Source organism: Rugamonas rubra, assembly GCF_900114705.1.
GTDB lineage: Bacteria > Pseudomonadota > Gammaproteobacteria > Burkholderiales > Burkholderiaceae_D > Rugamonas > Rugamonas rubra.
In genome coordinates this window covers 217,904-239,115 of record NZ_FOTW01000007.1, presented here as the reverse complement: position 1 = coordinate 239,115, position 21,212 = coordinate 217,904, and the positions used below count along the sequence as shown (strand labels likewise).

Below are 21,212 nucleotides of genomic sequence, written 5' to 3'. Positions count from 1 at the left end.
ACTATGCAAGCACATAAAACCGGGCTCAAACCCACCTGCCGCGAAGTGCACCGCCTGGTGTCCGAGGGGATGGACCGCCAACTCTCCGTGGTCGAGCGCATCCGCATGCGCCTGCACCTGGTGGTGTGCGACGCCTGCACCCGCTTCAACGGCCAGATGTCGCTGCTGCGCCGCGCCATGCACAGCTTCCCGCCGCTCGACGGCGACGGCGGCGGCGACGGCGATGGCGGCGGCGGCGCGCCGGGCGCGGCCGAGGCCAAGGCCGTGGCCGGGGTCAAGTACCAGCCGCACAAGCCGCCGAAGCCATGAGCGTCTGCGCGCGCTGCGGCGCCACCTTCAGCTGCGCCATGGTCGATCCGGCGCCCGGCGCCGATCCGGCCGCGCCCTGCTGGTGCACCTACCTGCCGGCCTCGCTGCCGGTCCCGTCGGCGCCCGGCAGCAGTTGCTGGTGCGCCGATTGCCTGCGGCGGCACATCGCCGCGTCCAGCGCCGAAGTGGCCAAGGCGCAGGGTAGCGATGCAGACCCCCCAAGCAAAACCTAGGGTCAGACCCTGAGGGGTCTGACCCTGGCTCTACGCCGCTGGGGTTTGCCGGCGTCCCCGGCACCTTGGCGCCACTTCACTTTGGCGCAACGGCGGCATGGACTGCGCCGCATTTTTGGCTCAGACTGCATCTTGACGCCCCCGCCACACAGAACTCCAAGCAAAAGGAAGCACCATGCGTTTTAGCGATATCCGCATCCGCGCCCGGATCAGTGTCGGCTACGGCATCCTGATCGCGCTGATGCTCGGCGTGATCCTGGTGGGCGTCAGCCGCATCTACGCCATCCGCGCCGAAAGCGACCATATCCTCAACCAGGACTGGGCCGCCGCCGCCGCCATCAACATCATCGACACCCAGTCGCGCGAGGCGGCCACCCGCGTCGTCACGCTGATCATCCAGCAGGACAAGCGCCAGCGCGTCGCCAGCTACGCCCGCATCGACCAGATCAAGCGCGACATCGACGCCCAGCTCGACAAGCTCGCCGTGCTCGACGCCACGGCCGAGGCGCGCCGGCAGATCGAGCGGCTCAAACAGGCGCGCGCCGCCTACTACGACACCTTCATCGCCGTCGCCGACCTGGTCGAGGCCGGGCTGCACGACGACGCCGAGGAAAAAATGAACCAGCTGGCGCTGCCGGCGCTGGACCACCTGCTCGACCAGATCCACCTGCTCGACGCGCTGCAGCAGCGCCAGGTGATGGCCAGCGCCGACCGCGCCCGTGCCGACATCAACTTCTCGCTGCTGCTGATGTCGCTGATGGGCGGCGCCGCGCTGCTGGTCGGCGCCGGCTTCGCCCTGTCGGTCCGCTCGATCACCCGGCCGCTCGACGAGGCCATCAAGATCGCCACCCGGGTCGCCAACGGCGACCTCAGCTCCGTCATCGAGGTCACCTCGAAGGACGAGACGGGCGAGCTGCTGCAGGCGCTGAAGAACATGACGGCCAGCCTGGCCGCCGAACAGCAACTGCGCCGCGCCGTCACGGTGGCCGAGGACGCCACCAAGATGAAGTCCGACTTCCTGGCCAACATGTCGCACGAGATCCGCACGCCGATGAACGGCATCATCGGCATGACCCACCTGGCGCTGCAGACCGAGCTGACCGCCAAGCAGCGCAACTACCTGGAAAAGGTCGAGTCGGCGGCGCGCAACCTGCTCGGCATCATCAACGACATCCTCGACTTCTCCAAGATCGAGGCCGGCAAGCTGGCCTTCGAGCAGGTCGACTTCTACCTGGAGGACGTGATGGCCCAGGTGGCCGACCTGGCCGTCATCCGCGCCCAGGACAAGGGCCTGGAACTGTTGTTCGACGTCGGCGCCGACGTGCCGGCGGCGCTGGTCGGCGACCCGCTGCGCTTCGGCCAGGTGATGATCAACCTGACCAACAACGCCATCAAGTTCACCGAGCGCGGCGAGATCGTGGTCAGCGTCCAGCTGGCCGAGCCGGGGCGCTGCTGCGGCCAGGCCGACGCGCGCGCCGACGCCATGGCGGCCGGCGCGGCGGCCGGCCCGACTCCCGGCGCGGCCGCCGGCTCGGTCTGCCTGCGCATCGAGGTGCGCGACACCGGCGTCGGCCTGAACGAACAGCAGCAGGCGCGCCTGTTCCAGGCCTTCACCCAGGCCGACACCTCGACCACCCGCCACCACGGCGGCACCGGCCTGGGCCTGACCATCAGCAAGCGCCTGGTCGAGCTGATGGACGGCGAGATCGGCGTGCGCAGCGAGCCGGGCGCCGGCAGCACCTTCTTCTTCACCGCCCGCTTCGGCCTGGCCGCGCTGCCGCCGCCGCAGGCGCTGCCCGACGTGTCCGGCCTGCGCGTGCTGGTGGTCGACGACAACGCCAGCGCGCGCGAGATCTTCCTCGCCATGCTGGCCTCGCTGCGCTTCGACGCCGCCGCCGCCGCCAGCGGCCCGCTCGCCGTCGCGGCGGTGGCCAGGGCGCGCGCCGACGGCCGCCCCTTCAACATCGTGCTGATGGATTGGCAAATGCCGGGCATGGACGGCGTCGCCGCCGTCGAGGCGATCCGCGCCGAGGCGGCCGCCGCCGGCGCCGCCGCGCCGGCCTTCATCATGGTCACCGCCTACAACCGCGACGCCCTGCTCGACGAGGCGCGCCAGCTGGCGCTGGGCGGCATGCTGAGCAAGCCGGTCAGCGCCTCGACCCTGCTCGACTCGATTTCCGTCGTCTTCGGCACCGACCTGGGACGCTGCCGCAAGACCCAGCGCCTGGTCGACTACCAGGCCGCCGAGCGCGCCGTGCGCGGCGCCCACCTGCTGCTGGTCGAGGACAACGAGGTCAACCAGGAGGTGGCGCAGCAGATCCTCGGCGACGCCGGCGTGCGCGTCGACATCGCCAGCAACGGCGCCATGGCGCTGGCCAAGCTCGCCGTCACCCAGTACGACGGCGTGCTGATGGACTGCCAGATGCCGGTGATGGACGGCTACGACGCCACCCGCGCGCTGCGCGCCGAGCCGCGCCACGCCAAGCTGCCGGTGATCGCCATGACCGCCAACGCCATGGTCGGCGACAAGGAGAAGTGCCTGGCGGCCGGCATGAACGACTTCATCGCCAAGCCGATCGACGTGGCCCAGCTGTTCACCACCCTGGCGCGCTGGGTCAAGCCGAGCCAGCCGGCTGCCGCCGAGTCGCCGGCCGGCGGCCGGGAGGACGGACGGCCGCTCGCGCAGGCGCGCGGGCAGGCGCCCGCGCTCGGGCGGCCGGACGCGCCCGAGCAGGCCGCCCCGGCCGCCGCCGCGTCGACCGCCGCCGAGCCGCCGCTGCCGGCCATCCCCGGCCTGCGCATGGAGGCGGCGTTGCAACGGGTCGGCGGCAACGTCAAGCTGATGCGCAAGCTGCTGGCGCGCTTCGTCGAAACCCAGATCGACGCCATGGCGCGCATCGCCGAGGCCGTCGAGGCCAACGACCTGGCGGCGGCGACACGCCACGCCCACACCGTCAAGGGCCTGGCCGGCAACATCGGCGCCGCCGGCATGGCCGACAGCGCCGCGCGCGTCGAACAGATGCTGGCCCAGGGCGCGATGGCGGGCCGCGACCAGGCGCTGGCCGACATGGCGCGCGAGCTGAGCGAACTGACCACCAGCATCGCGCTGGCGATGAACGACCAACCGTCCGCGCCGTCCGCGTCGGCCCTGCCACCGCCCGACCCGGCCGCGCTGAGCAGCGGCATGCAGGAGATGGCGCGCCTGCTGGCGCAGGACGACGGCGCCGCGCTCAAGCGCTTGGACCTGATCTGCCCGCTGCTGACCGCCGCCGGCCAGGGCGAGCATTCGCGCCAGCTGCGCCGCCAGCTCGAGCAGTACGATTTCGAGGCCGCGCTGGCCCAGTTGCAGGAAGCGGCGGCGGCCCTGCGGATTACCCTATGAGAGTGAGATGAGCATGGAAGCGTTCCACACCAAACCGACCATCCTGGTGGTCGACGACACGCCGGACAACATCGACCTGCTGTGCGCCGTGCTGGAGGACGACTACCGCACCAAGATCGCCGTCAACGGCGAGCGCGCGCTGAAGATCGCCAACGGCGACAGCAAGCCGGACCTGATCCTGCTCGACATCATGATGCCGGGCATGAGCGGCTACGAGGTCTGCCAGCAGCTCAAGGCCAACCCGGCCACGCGCGACATTCCCGTCATCTTCGTCACCGCCATGAGCGAGACGGCCGACGAGCAGCTCGGCCTGGGCATGGGCGCGGTCGACTACATCACCAAGCCGATCTCCGCGCCCATCGTCCTGGCGCGCATCAAGACCCAGCTGTCGATGAAGCGGGTGCACGATTTTTTGCGCGACCAGAACCAGTTCCTGGAAACCGAGATCGAGCTGCGCACGCGCGAGATCGTCGCGCTGCAGGACGTCACCATCCACACCATGGCCTCGCTGGCCGAGACGCGCGACAGCGAAACCGGCAACCACATCCGCCGCACCGCCCACTACGTCAAGACGCTGGCCGAAAAGCTGCGCGACCATCCGCGCTTCGCCGCCTTCCTGACCGACAAGACCATCGAGCTGCTGTTCAAGTCGGCGCCGCTGCACGACATCGGCAAGGTCGGCATCCCCGACCGCATCCTGCTCAAGCCGGGCCGCTTCGAGCCGTACGAGATGGAGATCATGAAGACCCACACCACCCTGGGCCGCGACGCCATTTTGGCCGCCGAGCGCGAGCTCGGCATCGAGGTCGACTTCCTCAAATACGCCAAGGAGATCGCCTACGGCCATCAGGAGAAGTGGGACGGCAGCGGCTATCCCGAAGGCCTGGCCGGCGACGCCATTCCGATCTCGGCGCGGCTGATGGCGGTGGCCGACGTGTATGATGCGCTGATCAGCCGCCGCGTCTACAAGGAGGGCATGAGCCACGAAGCCGCCGTCGCCATCATCAGCGCCGGCCGTGGCCAGCACTTCGACCCCGACATGGTGGACGCTTTCATGGCGCTGCAAACCGACTTCATCGCCATCGCCAAACGCTACGCCGACACCGACCACGACATGGAAAAGAAACGCGACAAACTCGACCTATTCACCAAGGCCGCCGATGGCAATTGACGTCGACCTGCTGGGTTTTTTCGCCGCCGTCTGCACCACCTGCTCCTTCATCCCGCAGGTGTGGCTGGTGTGGCGCCAGCGCTCCGCCGCCGGCGTCTCCAACGGCATGTACACCATCTTCAGCTTCGGCGTGTTCCTTTGGCTGTGCTACGGCCTGCAGATCTCGTCCTGGCCGGTCATCATCGCCAACGCCGTCACGCTGATCCTGGCGCTGTGCGTGCTGGGCATGAAGTGGCACTTCGAGCGCGTCGCGCCGGACGACCGCAGCGTCTGATAGGGTCAGACCCTAGGGTCTGACCCTGGATCTTGCCTTGGGGTGAGGCCGGCACTACCCGCTCAGCTCACCGTTTTGAAGAAGCGCATCATCTCGCGGCTGGCGTCCGGCCCCTTGTGGTCGGTGTAGCTGCCGCTGGTGCTGCCGCCCGACCAGGCGTGGCCGGCGCCGTGCACCACCCAGTGCTCGGCCAGCAGCGAGCCGTCGGCCTGGTTGTGCGTGGTCTGCGTGTAGCGGTGCCCGTTCGGCACGCTGCCCGACTGCACCGACGGCGCCGCCGCCGCGCCGCCGCCCAGGCCCTGCGCCATCACCTGCTCGCCGTTGCGCGGGTTGACGGTGGTGTCGCGGTCGCCGTGGAAAACGATGATCGGCCGCGAGCCGCCGCCCTTGTGCGGCGATGCCGCGCCGCGCTTCATCGCCGACAGCGCCGACGGCAGGTCCTGCGCCGAGGCGAAGGGCAGGCCGGAATGCACGCCGACCGCCGCGAACAGCTCCGGGTACAGCGTGCCGACGATCACCGCCATCGCGCCGCCGGCCGACAGCCCGGCCACATACACCTGCCGCTCGTTGACCGGGTATTCCTCGATCACCTGCTGGGCGATGCCGGCGATGAGCGACGGTTCGCCTTGGCCGCGCCGCTGGTCGATGGCGTTGAACCAGTTCCAGCAGCGCGAATTGTTGGCGCTGCGGGTCTGCTCGGGGTAGACCACCAGGCATTGCATCTCCTCGGCCACCTGGTTCATCTGCGTGCCGGCGGCGAAATCGTCCGGGTCCTGGGTGCAGCCGTGCAGCATCACCAGCAGCGGCATGGCTTGGCCGTGGTAGCTGCTGGGGATGTAGAGCTTGTAGTTGCGGCTGCCGGCGTGGTTGGCGTAGCTGCCGCTGATGAATTTGGCGCCCGGCGGCAGCGGTGCCGGCGGCGCCTTGGGGCCTTGCTGGCCCGGCAGGTCGAGGCCGGAGAAGTCGCCGCCCAGGTCGAACTTGGGCATCTCGAAGTTCTTCATGTCGAAGTTCTTCAGACCGTTTTTCATACCGGCCTGCATGCCGGCGTTGATGCTGGCCTGGATGTCGACCGGGATGCCCATGCGGTTGAGCATGTCCTGCGCCACGGCGGTGGCGTGGGCGACCGCGTCCTGGCCGGGCGTGCCGCCGCCACCCGCCGCCTCGTGGGCGCCGGCTTGCGGCGAACCCTGCGCCGCGCCGCTGGCATTGTCGTTGCCGTCGCGCCCGCCGGCCTTGGCCTGCGGCGCCTCGCGCCGGGCGCCGCCGCCGACCTTGGCCGCGTGCGCGCCGCCGTTGTCCAGTTCGATGGTGTCGCCCTGCCGCGCCGCCGGCGCGCCGGCCGGCGGCGGATTAATGTCGCGCATGGCGGAGGCCGCCGGCGCCGGTGTGGCCGGCGCGGCGGCGGCGTCCCTTAGCCCCAACTCGGCCAGGGCTTGTTGAATGGCCGCCGTGGCGGCGCTCGGGCCCTTGTCGATCAGGCGCAGCGTGGCCGCGCGGATTTGGGCAAACATCGGGTGGTTCAGCTTCATGGGCATCCTTCAATCTCTGGTGAGTCGTTGCGAGGAGCGCCCGTTGGCGTCGTCGCGGGTTAGTGGATCCGCCCCGCCAGGGCGGTCTTGAGCACGGCGCTGGCATGCAGCGCGCCCAACACGAAAATCGATTCAATCGTCGCCAGCGCCAGCTCGACCGAGACGTCGCTGGCGATGCTGGCCAGGCCCAGCACCTGGATCTGCAGGCGCTGGCCGGCCGCCTGGATCGCCTCCAGGTCGGCCCGCGAGTAGTGCTGCATGCCCAGCACCAGGCTTTTGCGCGCCACCGTCTGACGTACCACGTCGGCGTGGATGCCGAGCTGGTTGCGGATGGCCGTGCGGATCAGGTCGGTACGGTTCGAGTAGAAGCCCTCCTGCACCAACAGGTCGATCTGGCCCAGGTCGATCGGTCCCAGGTTGATGGTGATTTTTTCCGATTCGCTGGTCTTGAGTTTGAGTTCCTGCTTGGCCATAAGTCTCCGTTGGCTGCTTGCGGCATTCGCGTACCGTCTGGTTGAAACAACAGTCATACCATCCAATGACCATCTGTATGGATGGTAGTATAGGCCTGAATTAGCATAGGTCAAGCGGAATTCGGCCGTTTGCGGTAAGTTGTAGCCTTCTACAGAGGGCAGACCATGGCAAAAATAATTGGCATCGACCACGTGCAACTGGCCATGCCGCTCGGCGCCGAGGGCGAGGCGCGCACTTTCTTCGGCCACGTCATGGGGCTGGCGGAAATTCCCAAGCCGCCGGCGCTGGCGGTGCGCGGCGGCGTCTGGTTCGACTGCGGCCCGGGCCAACAGTTGCACCTGGGCGGCGAGGCCGATTTCCGTCCGGCGCGCAAGGCCCATCCGGCGCTGCTGGTCGACGACCTGGCCGGCTACCTGGCCGAGCTGGCCGCGCGCGGCTTCGCCGCCGACTACGACGAGCCGCTGGCCGACGCCCGCCGCGCCACCATCGCCGACCCCTTCGGCAACCGTATCGAGCTGATCGAGCGGCTGGGCTGATATTGCCATGGCACGGCGAACCGTGGCGGCCGATTCGCGGCATAATGTGCGCACGATCGACCACCACTGCCAGCGATGTCCACCGAATTGAAATCCGCCCCTGCCGCCGCGCCGTCCACTGCGCCGTCCGCCGCGCTGTCCGCGCCGCTGCCGTCGCCCTGCGTCAGCCTGTGCAAGATGGACCCGGACAGCGGCTTTTGCGTCGGCTGCCTGCGCACCATCGACGAAATCGTCCAATGGGCGCAGGCCGGCGACGACTTCAAACGCGCCGTCTGGGCCGAGATCAAACGGCGCGAGGAACTGATCGACTTCGATTAGCCCGCCGCCGCGCTTCCGCCCGCCGTTCCGCCCCCCTTCACCGCCAGCCAAATAAGGCCGCCATGTCCGTCAAGTCCGCCAAGCCCGCCAAGTCAGTCAAGCGTCCGTTGCCTACGACCTCGTTTTACCAACCCGCGAAAACGGTCAGCGGCCCCGCCTACGGTGGCGGCTTCAAGCTGTTCGCCACCGGCATGACCACCGTGCTGCTGGCCTACGGCGCCAGCATCGCCTGGCGCTTCCCGCTGCCGCAGTTCAGCTGGGGCGTCAAGGCGCTGTTGCTGGGCGCCGTGCTGATGCTGCTGGTGAGCTACTACTGGTTCCTGCGCGCCCGCGTCACCATCGACGCCAGCGGCATCCGCCAAACCTGGCTGTACGACAAACAGGTCGAATGGCGCGACGTGCGCGGCGCCAAGATGATCGGCATCCCCTACCTGTCCTGGCTGTTCCCGCCGCGCATGGTGGTGCGAACCGGCAACGCCTTCATGACCTTCAACGGCGGTTCGCGCGAGGTGTTGGTGGAGTTCGCCAAGATCTCGCTGGCGTTCCAGATGAAGCGATGAGCGGCCTGCTGCCGGACTCCATCCGCGTCTTCGAACGCGGCTGGCTGTCGTCCAACAACGTGCTGCTGCTGGGCCGCGACGACACCGCGCTGATCGACAGCGGCTACCAGATCCACGCCGCGCAGACGCTGGAGCTGGTGCGCCACGGCCTGGCCGGCCGTCCGCTCGACCGCCTGCTCAACACCCACCTGCACTCCGACCACTGCGGCGGCAACGCCGTCCTGCAGGAGCACTTCGGCTGCCACACCTCGATTCCCGTGGCCGAGGCCGACAAGGTGCGCCGCTGGGACGCCGAGGCGCTCAGCTTCAAGGCCACCGGCCAGCAGTGCGACCGCTTCGGCTTCGACGCCACCGTCGCGCCGGGCGACGTGCTGACCCTGGCCGGCATGGAGTGGCACGCCTTGGGCGCGCCCGGCCACGACCCGCATTCGCTGATCTTCTACTGTCCGCAGGAGCGCATCCTGATCTCCGCCGACGCGCTGTGGGAGAATGGCTTCGGCATCATCTTCCCCGAGCTGGCCGGCGAGTCCGGCTTCGCCGAGGAGATCGCCACGCTGGACCTGATCGACACCTTGGACGTGCGGCTGGTGGTGCCCGGCCACGGCCGGCCCTTCACCGACGTCGCCGCCGCCGTCGGCCGCGCCCGCTCACGGGTCGACTACCTGGCGGCCGACCCGGTGCGCAACGCGCAGAACGCCATCAAGGTGCTGCTCAAGTTCCTGCTGCTGGAGCGCCAGCGCATCGCCCTGCTCGAACTGCCGCAGCTGCTGCTGTCGATGCCGGTGTTCGCCATGGCCAACGAGCGCTTCCTGAGGCAGTCGCCGGAGGAGTTGGCGCGCTGGGCCACCAGCCAGCTGGTGCGCGCCGTGGCCGCCCGCATCGAGGGTGAGTACTTACTCAACGAGTGAGGCGGGCAGGCGGGGGAGGGCGCGCGGCGCTTCGGCACGGGCGTTCTTTTCCCGAACTATAATGATCCGATTGCGTCTGTTTTTCCACCGATCCATTCTTCGATAGCGAGTTCGTCATGGCCCTGCCCGCAGCGTTACAGAACCTCAGCCTTCCCGTCATCGCCTCGCCGATGTTCATCGCCAGCGGTCCGGCGCTGGTCGCGGCGCAATGCAAGGCCGGCATCGTCGGCTCCTTCCCGGCGCTCAACGCGCGGCCGGCCGCCATGCTCGACACTTGGCTGACCGACCTGCAGGCCGAGCTGGCCGACTACCAGCTGGCCCATCCCGAGCAACGGGTCGGGCCGATCGCCGTCAACCAGATCGTCCACCAGTCGAACGACCGGCTGGCGCACGACGTCGAGGTCTGCGTCGCCCACAAGGTGCCCATCATCATTTCCTCGCTGCGCGCGCCGCCGCAGGACATGCTCGACGCCATCCACAGCTACGGCGGCATCGTGCTGCACGATGTGATCTCCATCCGCCACGCCGAGAAGGCGCTGGAGGCCGGCGTCGACGGCTTGATCCTGGTCGCCAGCGGCGCCGGCGGTCACGCCGGCACGCTGTCGCCGTTCGCCCTGGTGGGCGAGGTGCGTAAGATGTTCCAAGGGCCGATCGCGCTGTCCGGCTCGATCGCCACCGGCGACGCCATCCTCGCCGCGCAGGCGATGGGCGCCGACTTCGCCTACATCGGCTCGCGCTGGCTGGCCACCCAGGAGTCCAACGTCAACGACGGCTACCGCGAGGCCATCGTCGAATCGGCCGCCGCCGACATCGTCTACACCAACCTGTTCACCGGCGTGCACGGCAACTACCTGAAGAAGTCCATCCTCGCCGCCGGGCTCGACCCGGACGCCCTGCCGCAGGCCGACAAGAGCGCGATGAACTTCGGCTCCGGCAGCGCCAAGGCCTGGCGCGACATCTGGGGCGCCGGCCAGGGCGTCGGCCTGATGGACGACGTGCCCACCACCGCCGAGATGGTGGCGCGCCTGCAGCGCGAGTACGCGGCGGCGCGGGCGCGGCTGCGGCTGTAGCGGTACAAGCAAACAGAAAGGCCGCCCACGGGCGGCCTTTTACTTGTGGCGTTGTGCTGGCGTTTACTTCTCGGTCTGGATCGCCCACAGGCCCGGCAGGTTGCGCCAGTAGCCGTAGGCGTCCATGCCGAAGCCGACCACGAAGCGGTTGGGGATGGTGATGCCGACGATGTCGGCCTTGACCGGCTTGGCTTTGCCGATCGCCTTGTCGGCGAACACCGCCAGGATCACCTCGGCGGCGCCCATGTCGAGCAGGCGCTGCTTGACGTGGGCCAGCGTCTCGCCCTCGTCGAGGATGTCGTCCAACACGATGACGGTGCGGCCGGCCACGTTCGAGCGCGGCACCACCTTCCACACCACTTGGCCGCCCTGGTCGTCGTCGCCGTAGCGGCTGACGTGGATGTAGTCGAATTCGAGCGGGAAGGTCAGCTGCGGCAGCAGGTTGCCGGTGAAGACCACGGCGCCGCCCATCACGCCCAGCACCAGCGGGAACTCCTCGCAGTCGGCGTGGTTGAAGCGGGCGTTGAGGGTCTCGGCCATGCTGGTGACTGCGGCGTCGACGGTCTCTTTGTTGAACAGTTCTTCCGCGTTCTCCAGCAGGGCGCGGGCGCGGTTGTGGTGGAAGTCTTGCATGGTCTTCTGCTTCGGTTGGGACGGGTGGGGAAGGCGGTATTATCCGCCATATCCCGCCCGGCCGCAGTGGAATTGCTGATACCCCGCATGCGGCGAGGATGATATCGCCGCTTTTTTTCCGATTTTTCCGCCTATTTGTAGTCGCGCTGGTCGTCGATCACCTTGCCGTCGTTGGGCAGGCTGCCCGGCGCGACGAAGCACACCTCGCCGCGCAGCTTGGTCAGGTCGCGGATGGTGGCGACGATGGCCGTGGCGTCGTTGGCGGCCTGCGGGTCGGCCACCTCGCAGTGCAGCGTCATGGTGTCGTTGGCCATGCGGCCGGTCACCACCAGGCGCGCCTTGAGCACCTCGCGGTGGCGCTTGGCGATCTCGTTGACCTGCGAGGCGTGGACGAACATGGCGCGCACCTTGGTGGTCTGGTCGGCCCGCCCCAGCCAGCCGCGGATGCGGGTGTTGCTGTGGCCGCCGGCCTGCTGCTCGCCGGCCGGCGCCGGCAGGATCGCCGACAGGTCGCCGGTGGCGAAGCGGATCAGCGGGTAGTCGTGGTTGAACAGGGTGACCAGCACCTCGCCGACCTCGCCCTCGGCCACCGGGTCGCCGCTGCCGGGGCGGACGATCTCCAGGATCACGTCTTCGTCGAGCACCATGCCGGGCTGGCGCACGCCATCGCGCGCCGTCTCGTAGGCGATGCTGCCGATGTCGGCCGAGGCGTAGGTCTGGAACACGCGCGGCACGCCGTGCTCGGCGAACCAGGCGCGCAGCGACTCGGGCAGCGCCTCGGCGCCCATCAGCGCCTGTTGCACGCTGCTGATGTCGGCGCCCATCTCGCGCGCCTTCTCGATGATCAGCTTGAGGAAGGACGGCGTGCCGACGTAGGTGTCGGGGCGCAGTTCGACCATCGCCTGCACCTGCATTTCGGTCTGGCCGGCACCGGCCGGAATGACGGCGCAGCCGATGCGGGCGGCGCCGCCCTCGACCATGAAGGCGGCCGGCGTGAAGTGGTAGGAGAAGCAGTTCTGCACCAGGCCGCCGGCGCGCACGCCGGCCGCGTGCATCGGCCGGGAGAAGCGCCACCAGTCGGCACCCTGGCCCTGCGGGTCGAAGATCGGCCCGGGCGACATGTAGACGCGCGCCATCTCGCCCACCGGGGTGGCGTTCAGGCCGCCGAACGGCGCCTGCGCCCGCTGCAGATCCTTCAGCTCGGACTTGCGCGTGACGGGCAGGCGCGCCAGCGCGGCGCGGCTGTCGATGGCGGCGGCGTCGACGCCGTCGAGGATGCGCGCCCAGCCGGGCGCGCTCTGGGCGCGGGCAATCAGGCCGGGCAGGCGCGCCATCAGGTCGCGTTCGCGCTCGGCCGGTGGGCGCGTTTCCAGGCTGTCGAGGGTGTCGGCCATTGTTCCGGTCTTTCCATAATCAGGTTGGGGATGGGGAGGTCGCTGCGTGTTGCCGTCTGCTCGGTTCAGGCCAGCCAGCGCTTGCGGCGGCGGTAGAACTTCATGTCGCGGAAGCTCTTGCGGCCGGCGCCGGAGACGCCCAGGTAGAACTCCTTGACGTCCTCGTTGCTGGCCAGGTCGGCGGCCGCGCCCTCCATCACCACGCGGCCGTTCTCCAGGATGTAGCCGAAGTCGGCGTAGCGCAGCGCGACGTTGGTGTTCTGCTCGGCCAGCAGGAAGGACACCTGCTCCTTGCTGTTGAGGTCTTTGACGATGCCGAAGATCTCGTCGACGATCTGCGGCGCGATGCCCATCGACGGCTCGTCGAGCAGGATCATCGACGGCTTGGCCATCAGCGCGCGGCCGATGGCGCACATCTGCTGCTCGCCGCCCGAGGTGTAGCCGGCCTGGCTGGCGCGCCGCTCGCGCAGGCGCGGGAAGTAGTGGTAGACCTTCTCCAGGGCTTCTTTGAGCTGGGCGCGCGACAGGTCGCGCGTGTAGGCGCCGGTCAGCAGGTTCTCTTCGATGGTCAGGTGGCCGAAGCAGTGGCGCCCCTCCATCACCTGCGACAGGCCGCGCTTGACCAGCTCGTTCGGGGTCAGCTGGTCGACCCGCTCGCCCTTGAACTGGACCTCGCCCTTGGTGACGTCGCCGCGCTCGCCGCGCAGCAGGGTGGAGATGGTTTTCAACGTGGTCGACTTGCCGGCGCCGTTGGCGCCCAGCAGGGCGACGATCTTCCCTTGCGGGACTTGCAGCGAGACGCCCTTGAGCACCAGGATCACATGGTCGTAGATCACCTCGACGTTGTTGACCGACAGGTAGGGCGCGATGGCCGGGACGGCGGCGCTGGTGGCGGCTGGGGCGCTGGCGGTTGCAGTAGTCATGTCTGTTCTTCGCGGATGCGGACAAGTTCAAAAAAGACGCGGGAAGGGAGGAGGCCCCTCCCGCGTCGAAGGCGTGCGCTTACTTCGCGCAGGCGGGTGTGATCTTCTTGTCGGCTGCGTAGGCGGCCGACGACTCCTCGAGCAGCTTGCGGGTCAGCGCCTTGTCGCCGACGATCCAGTTGGGCGTGATGGCGTTCCACTTCTTGCCGTCCCACTGCTGCACCTTGACCGCGCCCGAACCCTCGTGGTCGTCGCAGCTGGTCTTCACCGGCGGCAGCATGCCCAGCGCGCCGACGGCCTTCTGCCGCGCCTCGTCGACGTTCAGGTGCTCCAGGCCCCAGCGCATCTGCTCGCCGGTGACCGGCTTGCCCTTGCCGAACTTCTCCTGCGCGGTGCGCATCGCCTCGACCCACAGCAGGCCGGCGCTGACGCCGCGCATGTGGTAGACCGAGCCGATGCGGCCACGGTCGGACAGGTTGCCCTTGCCGGCGTCGTACAGCTTCTTGTGGATCTCCTCCATCAGCGGGTAGTTGCCGGGGGTGTTGAAGGTCATCGCGCTGTAGCCCTTGGCGGCGTCGCCGGACGGGATGGTGTCCTCCTCCGAGCCGGCCCACCAGACGCCGAGCATCTTCTCGCGCGGGAAGCCGTTGCGCTGCGCGGTCTTGATGGCGACCGAGTTCATCACGCCCCAGCCCCACAGGATCACGTGGTCGGGGTTGGCTTGGCGGATCTGCAGCCACTGCGACTGCTGCTCGCTGCCGGGCGGCGCCACGGCGATCTTGATCAGCTCGAAGCCGTGCTGCTTGGCCAGCGCCTCCAGCACCGGCAGGGGTTCCTTGCCGAAGGCCGAGTCGTGGTACAGGTGGACGATCTTCTTGCCCTTCAGCTTGTCCATGCCGCCGTTCTTGTCGCCGAGGTACTTGATCATGCCGGCGGCCTGGTTCCAGTAGCTGGTGATGAGCGGGAAGATGTAGGGGAAGACCTTGCCGTTGGCGGCGTCGGAGCGGCCGTAGCCGATGGTGGTCATCGGGATCTTGTCTTGCGCCACGCGGTCGAGCACGCCGTAGGCGACGCCGGTCGAGAGCGGCTCGACCAGGGTGGCGCCGCCGTTCTTGGTCTTCAGGCGCTCGTAGCATTCGATGCCGCGCGAGGGGTTGTATTCGGTCTCGCACTCCTCCCAGCTGATCTTGACGCCGTTCACGCCGCCGTTCAGGTTGACCAGGTTGAAGTAGTCGATGATGCCGCCGTAGAAGCCGGAACCGCCGGCGGCGTAGGGGCCGACGCGGTAGGACGGCAGGGCGACGAACTGCTCGGTCACCGGCTGGGCCCACGACGGGGCGATGCTGCCGACGGCGGCGGCGACCAGTGCGGCGCCGAGTACCAGGGTCTTCATGGGTTTCATACGTGCTGTCTCCTCAAGGGGGTGGAACATCAAATGGAGTAGGGTCGCGTTCAGTGCGGGAAGGGCCACAGACGCAACTTCTCTTTACCAATTTGCCATAAACGCGCCAAGCCGTGCGGCTCGACGATCAAGAAAAAGATGATCAATGCGCCGAACACCATCAACTCCAGGTTCGACGCCACGCTGGTCGGCAGCGCCAGGCCGTGCGCCAGCACGTTGAGCAGCACCGGCAGCAGCACGATGAAGGCGGCGCCGAGGAAGGAGCCGAGCACCGAGCCGACGCCGCCGATGATGATCATGAACAGGATGCGGAACGACAGGTCGAGGTTGTAGGCCTCCGGTTCGACCGTGCCGAGGTAGGCGAAGGCGTACAGCGCGCCGGCCACGCCGCAGTAGAAGGAGCTGACGGCGAAGGCCAGCAGCTTGGTGCGCATCAGGCGGAAGCCGATCACCTCGGCCGCCACGTCCATGTCGCGCACCGCCATCCAGGAGCGGCCGACGTTGGAGCGGATCATGTTCTTGGCCAGCAGCGCCATCAGCGCCACCACGCCCAGCACCAGCAGGTATTTGCTGCCCGGCGTGTCGAACTGGTAGCCGAGGATGCTGATCTTCTGCGCGGTGATCACGCCGGAGCTGCTGTAGTTGGTCAGGTAGGGGATCTTGGTCAGGCACCAGACGACGAAGAACTGGGTCGCCAGCGTCGAGGCGGCCAGGTAGAAGCCGCGGATGCGCAACGAGGGCAGGCCGAAGGCGATACCGACCATGGCCGCCGACAGCCCGCCCAGCACGAAGGCCAGCAGGATGGGAATGCCGGGGATGCGGGCGACGAAGTTGTAGGAGGCGAAGGCGCCCACCGCCATGAAGGCGGCGGTGCCGAGCGAGAGCTGGCCGGCGTAGCCGGTCAAAATGTTCAGGCCCAGCGCGGCCAGGGCGAAGATCAGGAAGGGGATCAGGATCGCCGACAGCGCGTAGGGCGAGGCCAGCCACGGCACCGCGACAAAGGCCACCAGCAGCAGCGCGGCCATGGCGTAGCGGTCCTGGCGGATCGGGAAGATCTGGTTGTCGGCCTGGTAGCTGGTCTTGAATTGTCCTGCTTCACGATAGAACATCGGGATTTCCTCTAAATGGGCGCGAAAACGATATAAATCTTATAAATCGTATGGTGGGTTTCGTTGGCCGCTCAAATCCGGCGGATGATCTTCTCGCCGAACAGGCCCTCGGGCCGCACCAGCAGGAACAGCAGGGCCAGCACGTAGGGGAACCAGCCCTCCAGGCCGCCGCCGACCATCGGCCCCAGGTAGACCTCGGCCAGCTTCTCCGAGGCGCCGATGATCAGGCCGCCGACGATGGCGCCGGGCACCGAGGTGAAGCCGCCCAAAATCAGCACCGGCAAGGCTTTGAGCGCGATGAAGGTGAGCGCGAACTGCACGCCGTTGCGGGCGCCCCACAGCAGGCCGGCCACCAGCGCGACCATGCCGGCCACCGCCCACAGCACCGCCCAGATGCGCTGCAGCGGAATGCCCACGGCCAGCGCGGCCTGGTGGTCGTCGGCCACGGCGCGCAGGGCGCGGCCGACCTTGGTCTTGGAGAACAGCAGGGCCAGCGCGGTCACCAGCACGGCGCAGATGCCGGCCGCCACCACGTCGAACTGCGAGACGATGATGTTGAAGTGGTCGAGCAGGTACTGCAGCGGCACGTCCTCGATCGGCAGGTCCAGCTTGTGCACCTGCGAGCCCCACATCAGCTGGGCCAGGCCCTCGATGAAGAAGGCCAGGCCGATGGTGGCCATGAACAGGGTGATCTCGGGCTGGTTGACCAGCGGGCGCAGCACCACCCGTTCGATGGCCAGGCCGAGCAGGGCCATCACCACCATGGTCAGCGGGATGGCGACCCAGATCGAGACGCCGAACTTGTCGATGATGCCGACGCAGGTCAGCGCGGCGAAGAAGACCATCGCGCCCTGGGCGAAGTTGAAGACGCCGGAGGCCTTGTAGATCAGCACGAAGCCGATCGCCACCAGCGCGTACATCACGCCCGACAGCAGGCCGCCGATCAGCACCTCGAAGAAGAAATTGATGTTCATCCGTGAATCCTTAGTGGGCCAAGCCGAGATAGGCGTTGATGACGTCCTGGTTGCAGCGCACCTCGTCGGGCGTGCCGTCGCCGATCTTCTTGCCGTAGTCGAGCACCACGACGCGGTCGGAGATGTCCATCACCACGCCCATGTCGTGCTCGATCAGCACGATGGTGGTGCCGAACTGGTCGTTGACGTCGAGGATGAAGCGGCACATGTCCTGCTTTTCTTCGACGTTCATGCCGGCCATCGGTTCGTCCAGCAGCAGGATCTCCGGCTCGGCCGCCAGCGCCCGGCCCAGTTCGACGCGCTTCTGCAGGCCGTAGGGCAGGCGCCCCACCGGCGTCTTGCGGATCGCCTGGATCTCGAGGAAGTCGATGATCTCCTCGGCCTTGACGCGGTGTTCGATCTCCTCGCGCCGCGCCGGCCCCCAGTACAGCGCCTGCATGAGGAAGTTCGACTTCATCTTCAGGTTACGGCCGGTCATGATGTTGTCCAACACCGTCATGCCCTTGAACAGGGCGATGTTCTGGAAGGTGCGGGCGATGCCGGACTTGGCCGCCGCGTAGCAGTCCATGCCCTTGCGGTGTTCGCCGTGGTGGATGATCTCGCCCTGTTGCGGGCGGTAGACGCCGTTGATCACGTTGAGCATCGAGCTCTTGCCGGCGCCGTTGGGGCCGATGATGGCGCGGATCTCGTGCTGTTTGACGTCGAAGGAGATGTCGGTCAGCGCCTTCACGCCGCCGAACGACAGCGAGATGTTCTTCAGGTCGAGGATCACCTTGCCGGTCTTGCGGCGCGCGCCGAAGTGCGCTTCGGGTTCGTTCATTTGCATGCTGTGCTCCGTGCTCATGCCGCTGCTTGCACAACGGGGAAGGTCTTGCACTCGGTGATCTTCAGGTCGGCCGAGACGACGCCGCTGCGGCCGTCCTCGAACTTGACCTGGGTCTCGATGAACTGGCTGGCCTTGCCCTCGTACAGGGCGGCGATCAGCACCGCGTATTTTTCGGCGATGAACTTGCGGCGCACCTTGCGGGTGCGGGTCAGCTCGTCGTCGTCCGGGTCGAGCTCCTTGTGCAGCACCAGGAAGCGGTGGATCTGCGTCTCGCCCATCAGCGCCTCGCCGGCCAGGTCGGCGTTGACCTGCTCGATGCAGTCCTTGACCAGGCCGTAGACCTGGGGGTGGGCCGCCAGGTCGGTGTAGCCGGAGTAGGCGATGCCGCGCCGCTCGGCCCAGTTGCCGACCGCCTCGATGTCGATGTTGACGAAGGCGCAGACCTCGCCGCGGCCGTGGCCGAAGGCGACCACCTCCTTGATGAAGGGGAAGAACTTGAGCTTGTTCTCGATGTAGTTGGGGGCGAAGATGGCGCCGCCGGTCAGGTGGCCGACGTCGGCCGCGCGGTCGATGATCTTCAGGTGGCCCTCGGCGTCGAAGATGCCGGCGTCGCCGGTGTGGAAGTAGCCGTCGGCGTCGATCACCTCGGCGGTGGCGTCGGGCCGCTTGTAGTAGCCGTCCATGGTGGCCGGCGACTTGACCAGCACCTCGCCGCTGTCGGCCAGCTTGACCTCGACGCCGGGCGCCGGCGTGCCGACGCTGTCGAACTTGATGTTGCCGTCCGGTTGCAGGCAGACGTAGGCGCAGGTTTCGGTCGAGCCGTACAGCTGCTTGAGGTTGACGCCGATCGAGCGGTAGAAGCGGAACAGGTCGGGGCCGATGGCGGCGCCGGCGGTGTAGGCCACGCGCACCCGCGACAGGCCCAGCACGTTCTTCAGCGGGCCGTACACCAGCAGCGAGCCGAGGCGGTACATCAGGCGCTCGCCGGCCGGCACCGGCTTGCCATCCAGGATGGCCGAGCCGCTGCGCTTGGCCACCATCATGAAGTAGGCGAACAGGCGGCGCTTGATGGCGCTGGCGTCCTCCATGCGGATCATCACCGTGGTCAGCATGTTCTCGAACACCCGCGGCGGGGCGAAGTAGTAGGTCGGGCCGATCTCGCGCAGGTCGGTCAGCACGGTGTCGCCCGACTCCGGGCAGTTGACGGTGAAGCCGGCCACCATCGCCTGCGCCAGCGAGAACAGGCAGTCGCCGACCCAGGCCATCGGCAGGTAGGAGAGGATGTCCTCGTCGGCGGTGAGCTGGTCGAAGCCGACCCCGCCGGCGCCGGCGGCGATCAGCGCGGCGTGGGTTTGGCACACGCCCTTCGGCTTGCCGGTGGTGCCGGAGGTGTAGAGGATGATGGCGTGGTCGCCGCCGCTGCCGGCGGCGATGGCGGCGTCGAAGAAGCCGGGATGGGCCATGTCGTAGACCCGGCCCATCTCCTCCAGCTTGGCGCAGGAGATCAGGCCGGCCTGGCGGTAGTGGCGCATGCCGCGCTCGTCGTCGTAGGCGACGTGGCGGATGTTGGGGTACAGCGCCTGCACCTCGACCAGCTTGTCGACCTGTTCCTGGTCCTCGACGACGGCGAAGTGGATGTCGGCGTTTTCCAACACATAGGCCATGTCGGCGGCCGGCGCGTCCTGGTACAGCGGCACGGGCACGCCGCCCAGGCTTTGCGCCGCCAGCATGGCCCAGTACAGGCGCGGCCGGTTGTCGCCGACGATGGCCAGGTTCATGCCGCGCGTGAAGCCGAGCGCGGCCAGGCCGCAGGCCATGGCGCGCACCTCGGCGTTGACCTGGCCCCAGTTCCAGGTCTGCCAGATGCCCAGGTGTTTTTCGCGGAAGGCGGGATGTAGCGGTCTCACCCGGCCGTGCTCCAATAGCCGGCGGGGGAAGGTATCCAAGTTTGTCTGCACCAGTGTCTCCTGTTGCTCTTGTGTTAGAGCGATATTATTGATTTCTGAGTCAGCAAGCAATTTGTGTGATGATAGTAGCCTGAGCTTTCCAACCGCGTTGTCATTTTGGGGACAATTGCCGAACTTTTCATGGTGCGTAGCAACAATGAGTAGTGATCCAATCCAGTTGAAAGAAGCCTTGCGCGCGGCCGTGTGGGCGCAGACGCTGACCGCCGAGCAGATGCTGCGGGTCGAGGCGGACACCTACGAGACTTTCGTGCCGAAGGGCGGCTACGTTTGCCGCAAGGGCGACAACGCGGAGAACTGGATCGGCATCGTCAGCGGCATGGTCAAGATGAACAACTTCTCGCCCTCGGGCAAGAGCGTCACCTTCACCGGCGTGCCGCCCGGTGGCTGGTTCGGCGAGGGCACCCTGCTGAAGGGCGAAAAACTCAAGTACGACGCCATGGCGCTGCGCGACAGCCGCATCGCGCGCATGCCGGCGAGCACCTTCAATTGGCTGCTGGAAACGAGCCTGCCGTTCACGCGGTTTTTGCTGATGCAGCTCAACGAGCGGCTCGGCCAGTTCATCGGCATGGTGGAGAACGAGCGCCTGCTCGACATCAACACGCGGGTGGCGCGCTGCCTGGCCTCGATGTTCAACTCGCACCTGTATCCGGGGCTGGAGAAGCTGGTGCAGATCTCGCAGGAGGAGCTCGGCCTGCTGTCGGGCGCCTCGCGCCAGCGCGCCAACCAGGCCTTGCAGGTGCTGGAGAAGCACGGCCTGCTGCGGCTTGATTACGGCGGCATTCGCATCCTCGATTTGGAGGGATTGCGGCGCTACGAGGAGGCTTGAGGGCGCTTGCTCTTGCGTGCTGGGTGCCGCCGCAGCGGTTGAGGTAAACAAACCATTCCTTCAATCGCTGCGGGTTGGAACATCCACAACTAGTGCAAGAGCAATATCGTTTAGCTTTTACTGGCCGGGGTGCCCAAGCGGTCGAACATATTTAGCGCGGCGGTACGTACTTCCGGCTCGACGTCGCTCAGGCGTTCAGGCGTTCAGGCGTTCAGGATCGTTGCCGATGGCCGCTTCCAACGCCAGCATCAGCGGCAAGGCGGTTTTGTCGAGACCAATCTCGCGCAACAACCTAAGCAAGGGCAGGCCGTCGCCACGCTGCAAGGCGGGGGCGCCCAGTGCAAAGAATTTATTGTGCAATGAATTCTGTGCAAAGCGCTGCTGCATGAAT

At 67.6% G+C, this 21,212-nt stretch carries 22 protein-coding genes; 11 read left to right on the top strand and 11 right to left on the bottom strand.

Annotated features, from left to right (window positions below; genetic code table 11):
- Window positions 1–3: 3 nt before the first annotated feature.
- The 5 genes from BM252_RS07425 (at window position 4) to BM252_RS07405 (ending at window position 5,369) form a co-directional block, all read left to right on the top strand.
- Entirely contained in the window at window positions 4–309 is a 306-nt protein-coding gene (locus tag BM252_RS07425) for a zf-HC2 domain-containing protein (protein WP_093385715.1), read from the top strand.
- The gene (locus BM252_RS07420; protein ID WP_093385712.1) at window positions 306–542 is read left to right on the top strand and encodes a cysteine-rich CWC family protein; all 237 of its coding nucleotides are present in this window, start codon (window positions 306–308) and stop codon (window positions 540–542) included. Before BM252_RS07425 ends, BM252_RS07420 begins: the two co-directional genes overlap by 4 nt.
- 175 nt (window positions 543–717) lie before the next feature.
- Window positions 718–3,924: a response regulator gene (locus BM252_RS07415; protein ID WP_093385710.1), complete on the top strand. Its 3,207-nt coding sequence runs from the start codon at window positions 718–720 to the stop codon at window positions 3,922–3,924.
- A gap of 13 nt (window positions 3,925–3,937) precedes the next feature.
- Complete coding sequence (locus BM252_RS07410) at window positions 3,938–5,095, top strand: response regulator (RefSeq protein ID WP_093385944.1); 1,158 nt, start codon at window positions 3,938–3,940, stop codon at window positions 5,093–5,095.
- Window positions 5,085–5,369, top strand: a complete 285-nt coding sequence (locus tag BM252_RS07405; RefSeq protein WP_093385708.1) for a SemiSWEET transporter — start codon at window positions 5,085–5,087, stop codon at window positions 5,367–5,369. The genes BM252_RS07410 and BM252_RS07405 overlap by 11 nt, the downstream gene beginning before the upstream one ends.
- A 62-nt stretch (window positions 5,370–5,431) precedes the next feature.
- Here BM252_RS07405 and BM252_RS07400 read toward each other — a convergent pair whose 3' ends face one another.
- Both BM252_RS07400 and BM252_RS07395 read right to left on the bottom strand, forming a co-directional pair.
- Window positions 5,432–6,901: an extracellular catalytic domain type 1 short-chain-length polyhydroxyalkanoate depolymerase gene (locus tag BM252_RS07400; RefSeq protein WP_425442267.1), complete on the bottom strand. Its 1,470-nt coding sequence runs from the start codon at window positions 6,899–6,901 to the stop codon at window positions 5,432–5,434.
- 59 nt (window positions 6,902–6,960) lie between these two features.
- Window positions 6,961–7,374, bottom strand: coding sequence for a CopG family transcriptional regulator (locus BM252_RS07395; RefSeq protein WP_093385706.1), 414 nt, complete (start codon window positions 7,372–7,374; stop codon window positions 6,961–6,963).
- 165 nt (window positions 7,375–7,539) lie between these two features.
- Here BM252_RS07395 and BM252_RS07390 point away from each other — a divergent pair, with 165 nt between their 5' ends.
- The 5 genes from BM252_RS07390 (at window position 7,540) to BM252_RS07370 (ending at window position 10,767) form a co-directional block, all read left to right on the top strand.
- The gene (locus BM252_RS07390) at window positions 7,540–7,911 is read left to right on the top strand and encodes a VOC family protein (RefSeq protein WP_093385703.1); all 372 of its coding nucleotides are present in this window, start codon (window positions 7,540–7,542) and stop codon (window positions 7,909–7,911) included.
- 75 nt (window positions 7,912–7,986) lie between these two features.
- Window positions 7,987–8,229 carry a DUF1289 domain-containing protein gene (locus tag BM252_RS07385; RefSeq protein WP_093385701.1) on the top strand — a complete coding sequence of 81 codons (243 nt, stop codon included), beginning with the start codon at window positions 7,987–7,989 and terminating at the stop codon, window positions 8,227–8,229.
- A 62-nt stretch (window positions 8,230–8,291) separates the two neighbouring features.
- A complete protein-coding gene (locus BM252_RS07380) occupies window positions 8,292–8,789 on the top strand; it encodes a hypothetical protein (RefSeq protein WP_093385698.1) in 498 nt (165 codons plus the stop codon).
- Window positions 8,786–9,697: an MBL fold metallo-hydrolase gene (locus BM252_RS07375; protein ID WP_093385696.1), complete on the top strand. Its 912-nt coding sequence runs from the start codon at window positions 8,786–8,788 to the stop codon at window positions 9,695–9,697. The genes BM252_RS07380 and BM252_RS07375 overlap by 4 nt, the downstream gene beginning before the upstream one ends.
- Window positions 9,698–9,813: 116 nt before the next feature.
- Window positions 9,814–10,767 carry an NAD(P)H-dependent flavin oxidoreductase gene (locus BM252_RS07370; protein WP_093385693.1) on the top strand — a complete coding sequence of 318 codons (954 nt, stop codon included), beginning with the start codon at window positions 9,814–9,816 and terminating at the stop codon, window positions 10,765–10,767.
- 63 nt (window positions 10,768–10,830) lie between these two features.
- Here BM252_RS07370 and BM252_RS07365 read toward each other — a convergent pair whose 3' ends face one another.
- The 8 genes from BM252_RS07365 to BM252_RS07330 all read right to left on the bottom strand — a co-directional run bounded on the left by BM252_RS07365 (window position 10,831) and on the right by BM252_RS07330 (window position 19,989).
- On the bottom strand, window positions 10,831–11,400 hold the full coding sequence (locus BM252_RS07365) for a hypoxanthine-guanine phosphoribosyltransferase (RefSeq protein WP_093385691.1): 570 nt from the start codon (window positions 11,398–11,400) through the stop codon (window positions 10,831–10,833).
- Window positions 11,401–11,531: 131 nt separating this feature from the next.
- Window positions 11,532–12,794: a phenylacetate--CoA ligase family protein gene (locus BM252_RS07360; protein WP_093385688.1), complete on the bottom strand. Its 1,263-nt coding sequence runs from the start codon at window positions 12,792–12,794 to the stop codon at window positions 11,532–11,534.
- Between the two features lie 65 nt (window positions 12,795–12,859).
- On the bottom strand, window positions 12,860–13,717 hold the full coding sequence (locus BM252_RS07355; protein WP_093385686.1) for an ABC transporter ATP-binding protein: 858 nt from the start codon (window positions 13,715–13,717) through the stop codon (window positions 12,860–12,862).
- A 79-nt stretch (window positions 13,718–13,796) separates the two neighbouring features.
- Window positions 13,797–15,119, bottom strand: a complete 1,323-nt coding sequence (locus tag BM252_RS07350) for an ABC transporter substrate-binding protein (RefSeq protein WP_093385683.1) — start codon at window positions 15,117–15,119, stop codon at window positions 13,797–13,799.
- Between the two features lie 50 nt (window positions 15,120–15,169).
- The gene (locus BM252_RS07345; RefSeq protein WP_093385681.1) at window positions 15,170–16,228 is read right to left on the bottom strand and encodes a branched-chain amino acid ABC transporter permease; all 1,059 of its coding nucleotides are present in this window, start codon (window positions 16,226–16,228) and stop codon (window positions 15,170–15,172) included.
- A 71-nt stretch (window positions 16,229–16,299) separates the two neighbouring features.
- The gene (locus BM252_RS07340; RefSeq protein WP_174900453.1) at window positions 16,300–17,196 is read right to left on the bottom strand and encodes a branched-chain amino acid ABC transporter permease; all 897 of its coding nucleotides are present in this window, start codon (window positions 17,194–17,196) and stop codon (window positions 16,300–16,302) included.
- A gap of 16 nt (window positions 17,197–17,212) precedes the next feature.
- A complete protein-coding gene (locus BM252_RS07335) occupies window positions 17,213–18,028 on the bottom strand; it encodes an ABC transporter ATP-binding protein (protein ID WP_227457931.1) in 816 nt (271 codons plus the stop codon).
- Window positions 18,029–18,042: 14 nt separating this feature from the next.
- The gene (locus BM252_RS07330; RefSeq protein ID WP_217429883.1) at window positions 18,043–19,989 is read right to left on the bottom strand and encodes an AMP-binding protein; all 1,947 of its coding nucleotides are present in this window, start codon (window positions 19,987–19,989) and stop codon (window positions 18,043–18,045) included.
- Window positions 19,990–20,131: 142 nt separating this feature from the next.
- Here BM252_RS07330 and BM252_RS07325 point away from each other — a divergent pair, with 142 nt between their 5' ends.
- Window positions 20,132–20,821, top strand: coding sequence for a Crp/Fnr family transcriptional regulator (locus BM252_RS07325; protein WP_093385670.1), 690 nt, complete (start codon window positions 20,132–20,134; stop codon window positions 20,819–20,821).
- A 195-nt stretch (window positions 20,822–21,016) separates the two neighbouring features.
- On the opposite strand, the gene BM252_RS32185 is transcribed toward BM252_RS07325, so the two are convergent.
- Window positions 21,017–21,208 (bottom strand): hypothetical protein, encoded by a 192-nt coding sequence (locus BM252_RS32185; RefSeq protein ID WP_174900449.1) that lies wholly within the window; start codon window positions 21,206–21,208, stop codon window positions 21,017–21,019.
- Window positions 21,209–21,212: the final 4 nt, after the last annotated feature.

Bases quoted from the DNA above. Each gene is read 5' to 3' on its own strand.
- BM252_RS07425 (WP_093385715.1), top strand. From the start codon at position 4: ATGCAAGCACATAAAACCGGGCTCAAACCCACCTGCCGCGAAGTGCAC.
- BM252_RS07420 (WP_093385712.1), top strand. From the start codon at position 306: ATGAGCGTCTGCGCGCGCTGCGGCGCCACCTTCAGCTGCGCCATGGTC.
- BM252_RS07415 (WP_093385710.1), top strand. From the start codon at position 718: ATGCGTTTTAGCGATATCCGCATCCGCGCCCGGATCAGTGTCGGCTAC.
- BM252_RS07410 (WP_093385944.1), top strand. From the start codon at position 3,938: ATGGAAGCGTTCCACACCAAACCGACCATCCTGGTGGTCGACGACACG.
- BM252_RS07405 (WP_093385708.1), top strand. From the start codon at position 5,085: ATGGCAATTGACGTCGACCTGCTGGGTTTTTTCGCCGCCGTCTGCACC.
- BM252_RS07400 (WP_425442267.1), bottom strand. From the start codon at position 6,901: ATGAAGCTGAACCACCCGATGTTTGCCCAAATCCGCGCGGCCACGCTG.
- BM252_RS07395 (WP_093385706.1), bottom strand. From the start codon at position 7,374: ATGGCCAAGCAGGAACTCAAACTCAAGACCAGCGAATCGGAAAAAATC.
- BM252_RS07390 (WP_093385703.1), top strand. From the start codon at position 7,540: ATGGCAAAAATAATTGGCATCGACCACGTGCAACTGGCCATGCCGCTC.
- BM252_RS07385 (WP_093385701.1), top strand. From the start codon at position 7,987: ATGTCCACCGAATTGAAATCCGCCCCTGCCGCCGCGCCGTCCACTGCG.
- BM252_RS07380 (WP_093385698.1), top strand. From the start codon at position 8,292: ATGTCCGTCAAGTCCGCCAAGCCCGCCAAGTCAGTCAAGCGTCCGTTG.
- BM252_RS07375 (WP_093385696.1), top strand. From the start codon at position 8,786: ATGAGCGGCCTGCTGCCGGACTCCATCCGCGTCTTCGAACGCGGCTGG.
- BM252_RS07370 (WP_093385693.1), top strand. From the start codon at position 9,814: ATGGCCCTGCCCGCAGCGTTACAGAACCTCAGCCTTCCCGTCATCGCC.
- BM252_RS07365 (WP_093385691.1), bottom strand. From the start codon at position 11,400: ATGCAAGACTTCCACCACAACCGCGCCCGCGCCCTGCTGGAGAACGCG.
- BM252_RS07360 (WP_093385688.1), bottom strand. From the start codon at position 12,794: ATGGCCGACACCCTCGACAGCCTGGAAACGCGCCCACCGGCCGAGCGC.
- BM252_RS07355 (WP_093385686.1), bottom strand. From the start codon at position 13,717: ATGACTACTGCAACCGCCAGCGCCCCAGCCGCCACCAGCGCCGCCGTC.
- BM252_RS07350 (WP_093385683.1), bottom strand. From the start codon at position 15,119: ATGAAACCCATGAAGACCCTGGTACTCGGCGCCGCACTGGTCGCCGCC.
- BM252_RS07345 (WP_093385681.1), bottom strand. From the start codon at position 16,228: ATGTTCTATCGTGAAGCAGGACAATTCAAGACCAGCTACCAGGCCGAC.
- BM252_RS07335 (WP_227457931.1), bottom strand. From the start codon at position 18,028: ATGCAAATGAACGAACCCGAAGCGCACTTCGGCGCGCGCCGCAAGACC.
- BM252_RS07325 (WP_093385670.1), top strand. From the start codon at position 20,132: ATGAGTAGTGATCCAATCCAGTTGAAAGAAGCCTTGCGCGCGGCCGTG.
- BM252_RS32185 (WP_174900449.1), bottom strand. From the start codon at position 21,208: ATGCAGCAGCGCTTTGCACAGAATTCATTGCACAATAAATTCTTTGCA.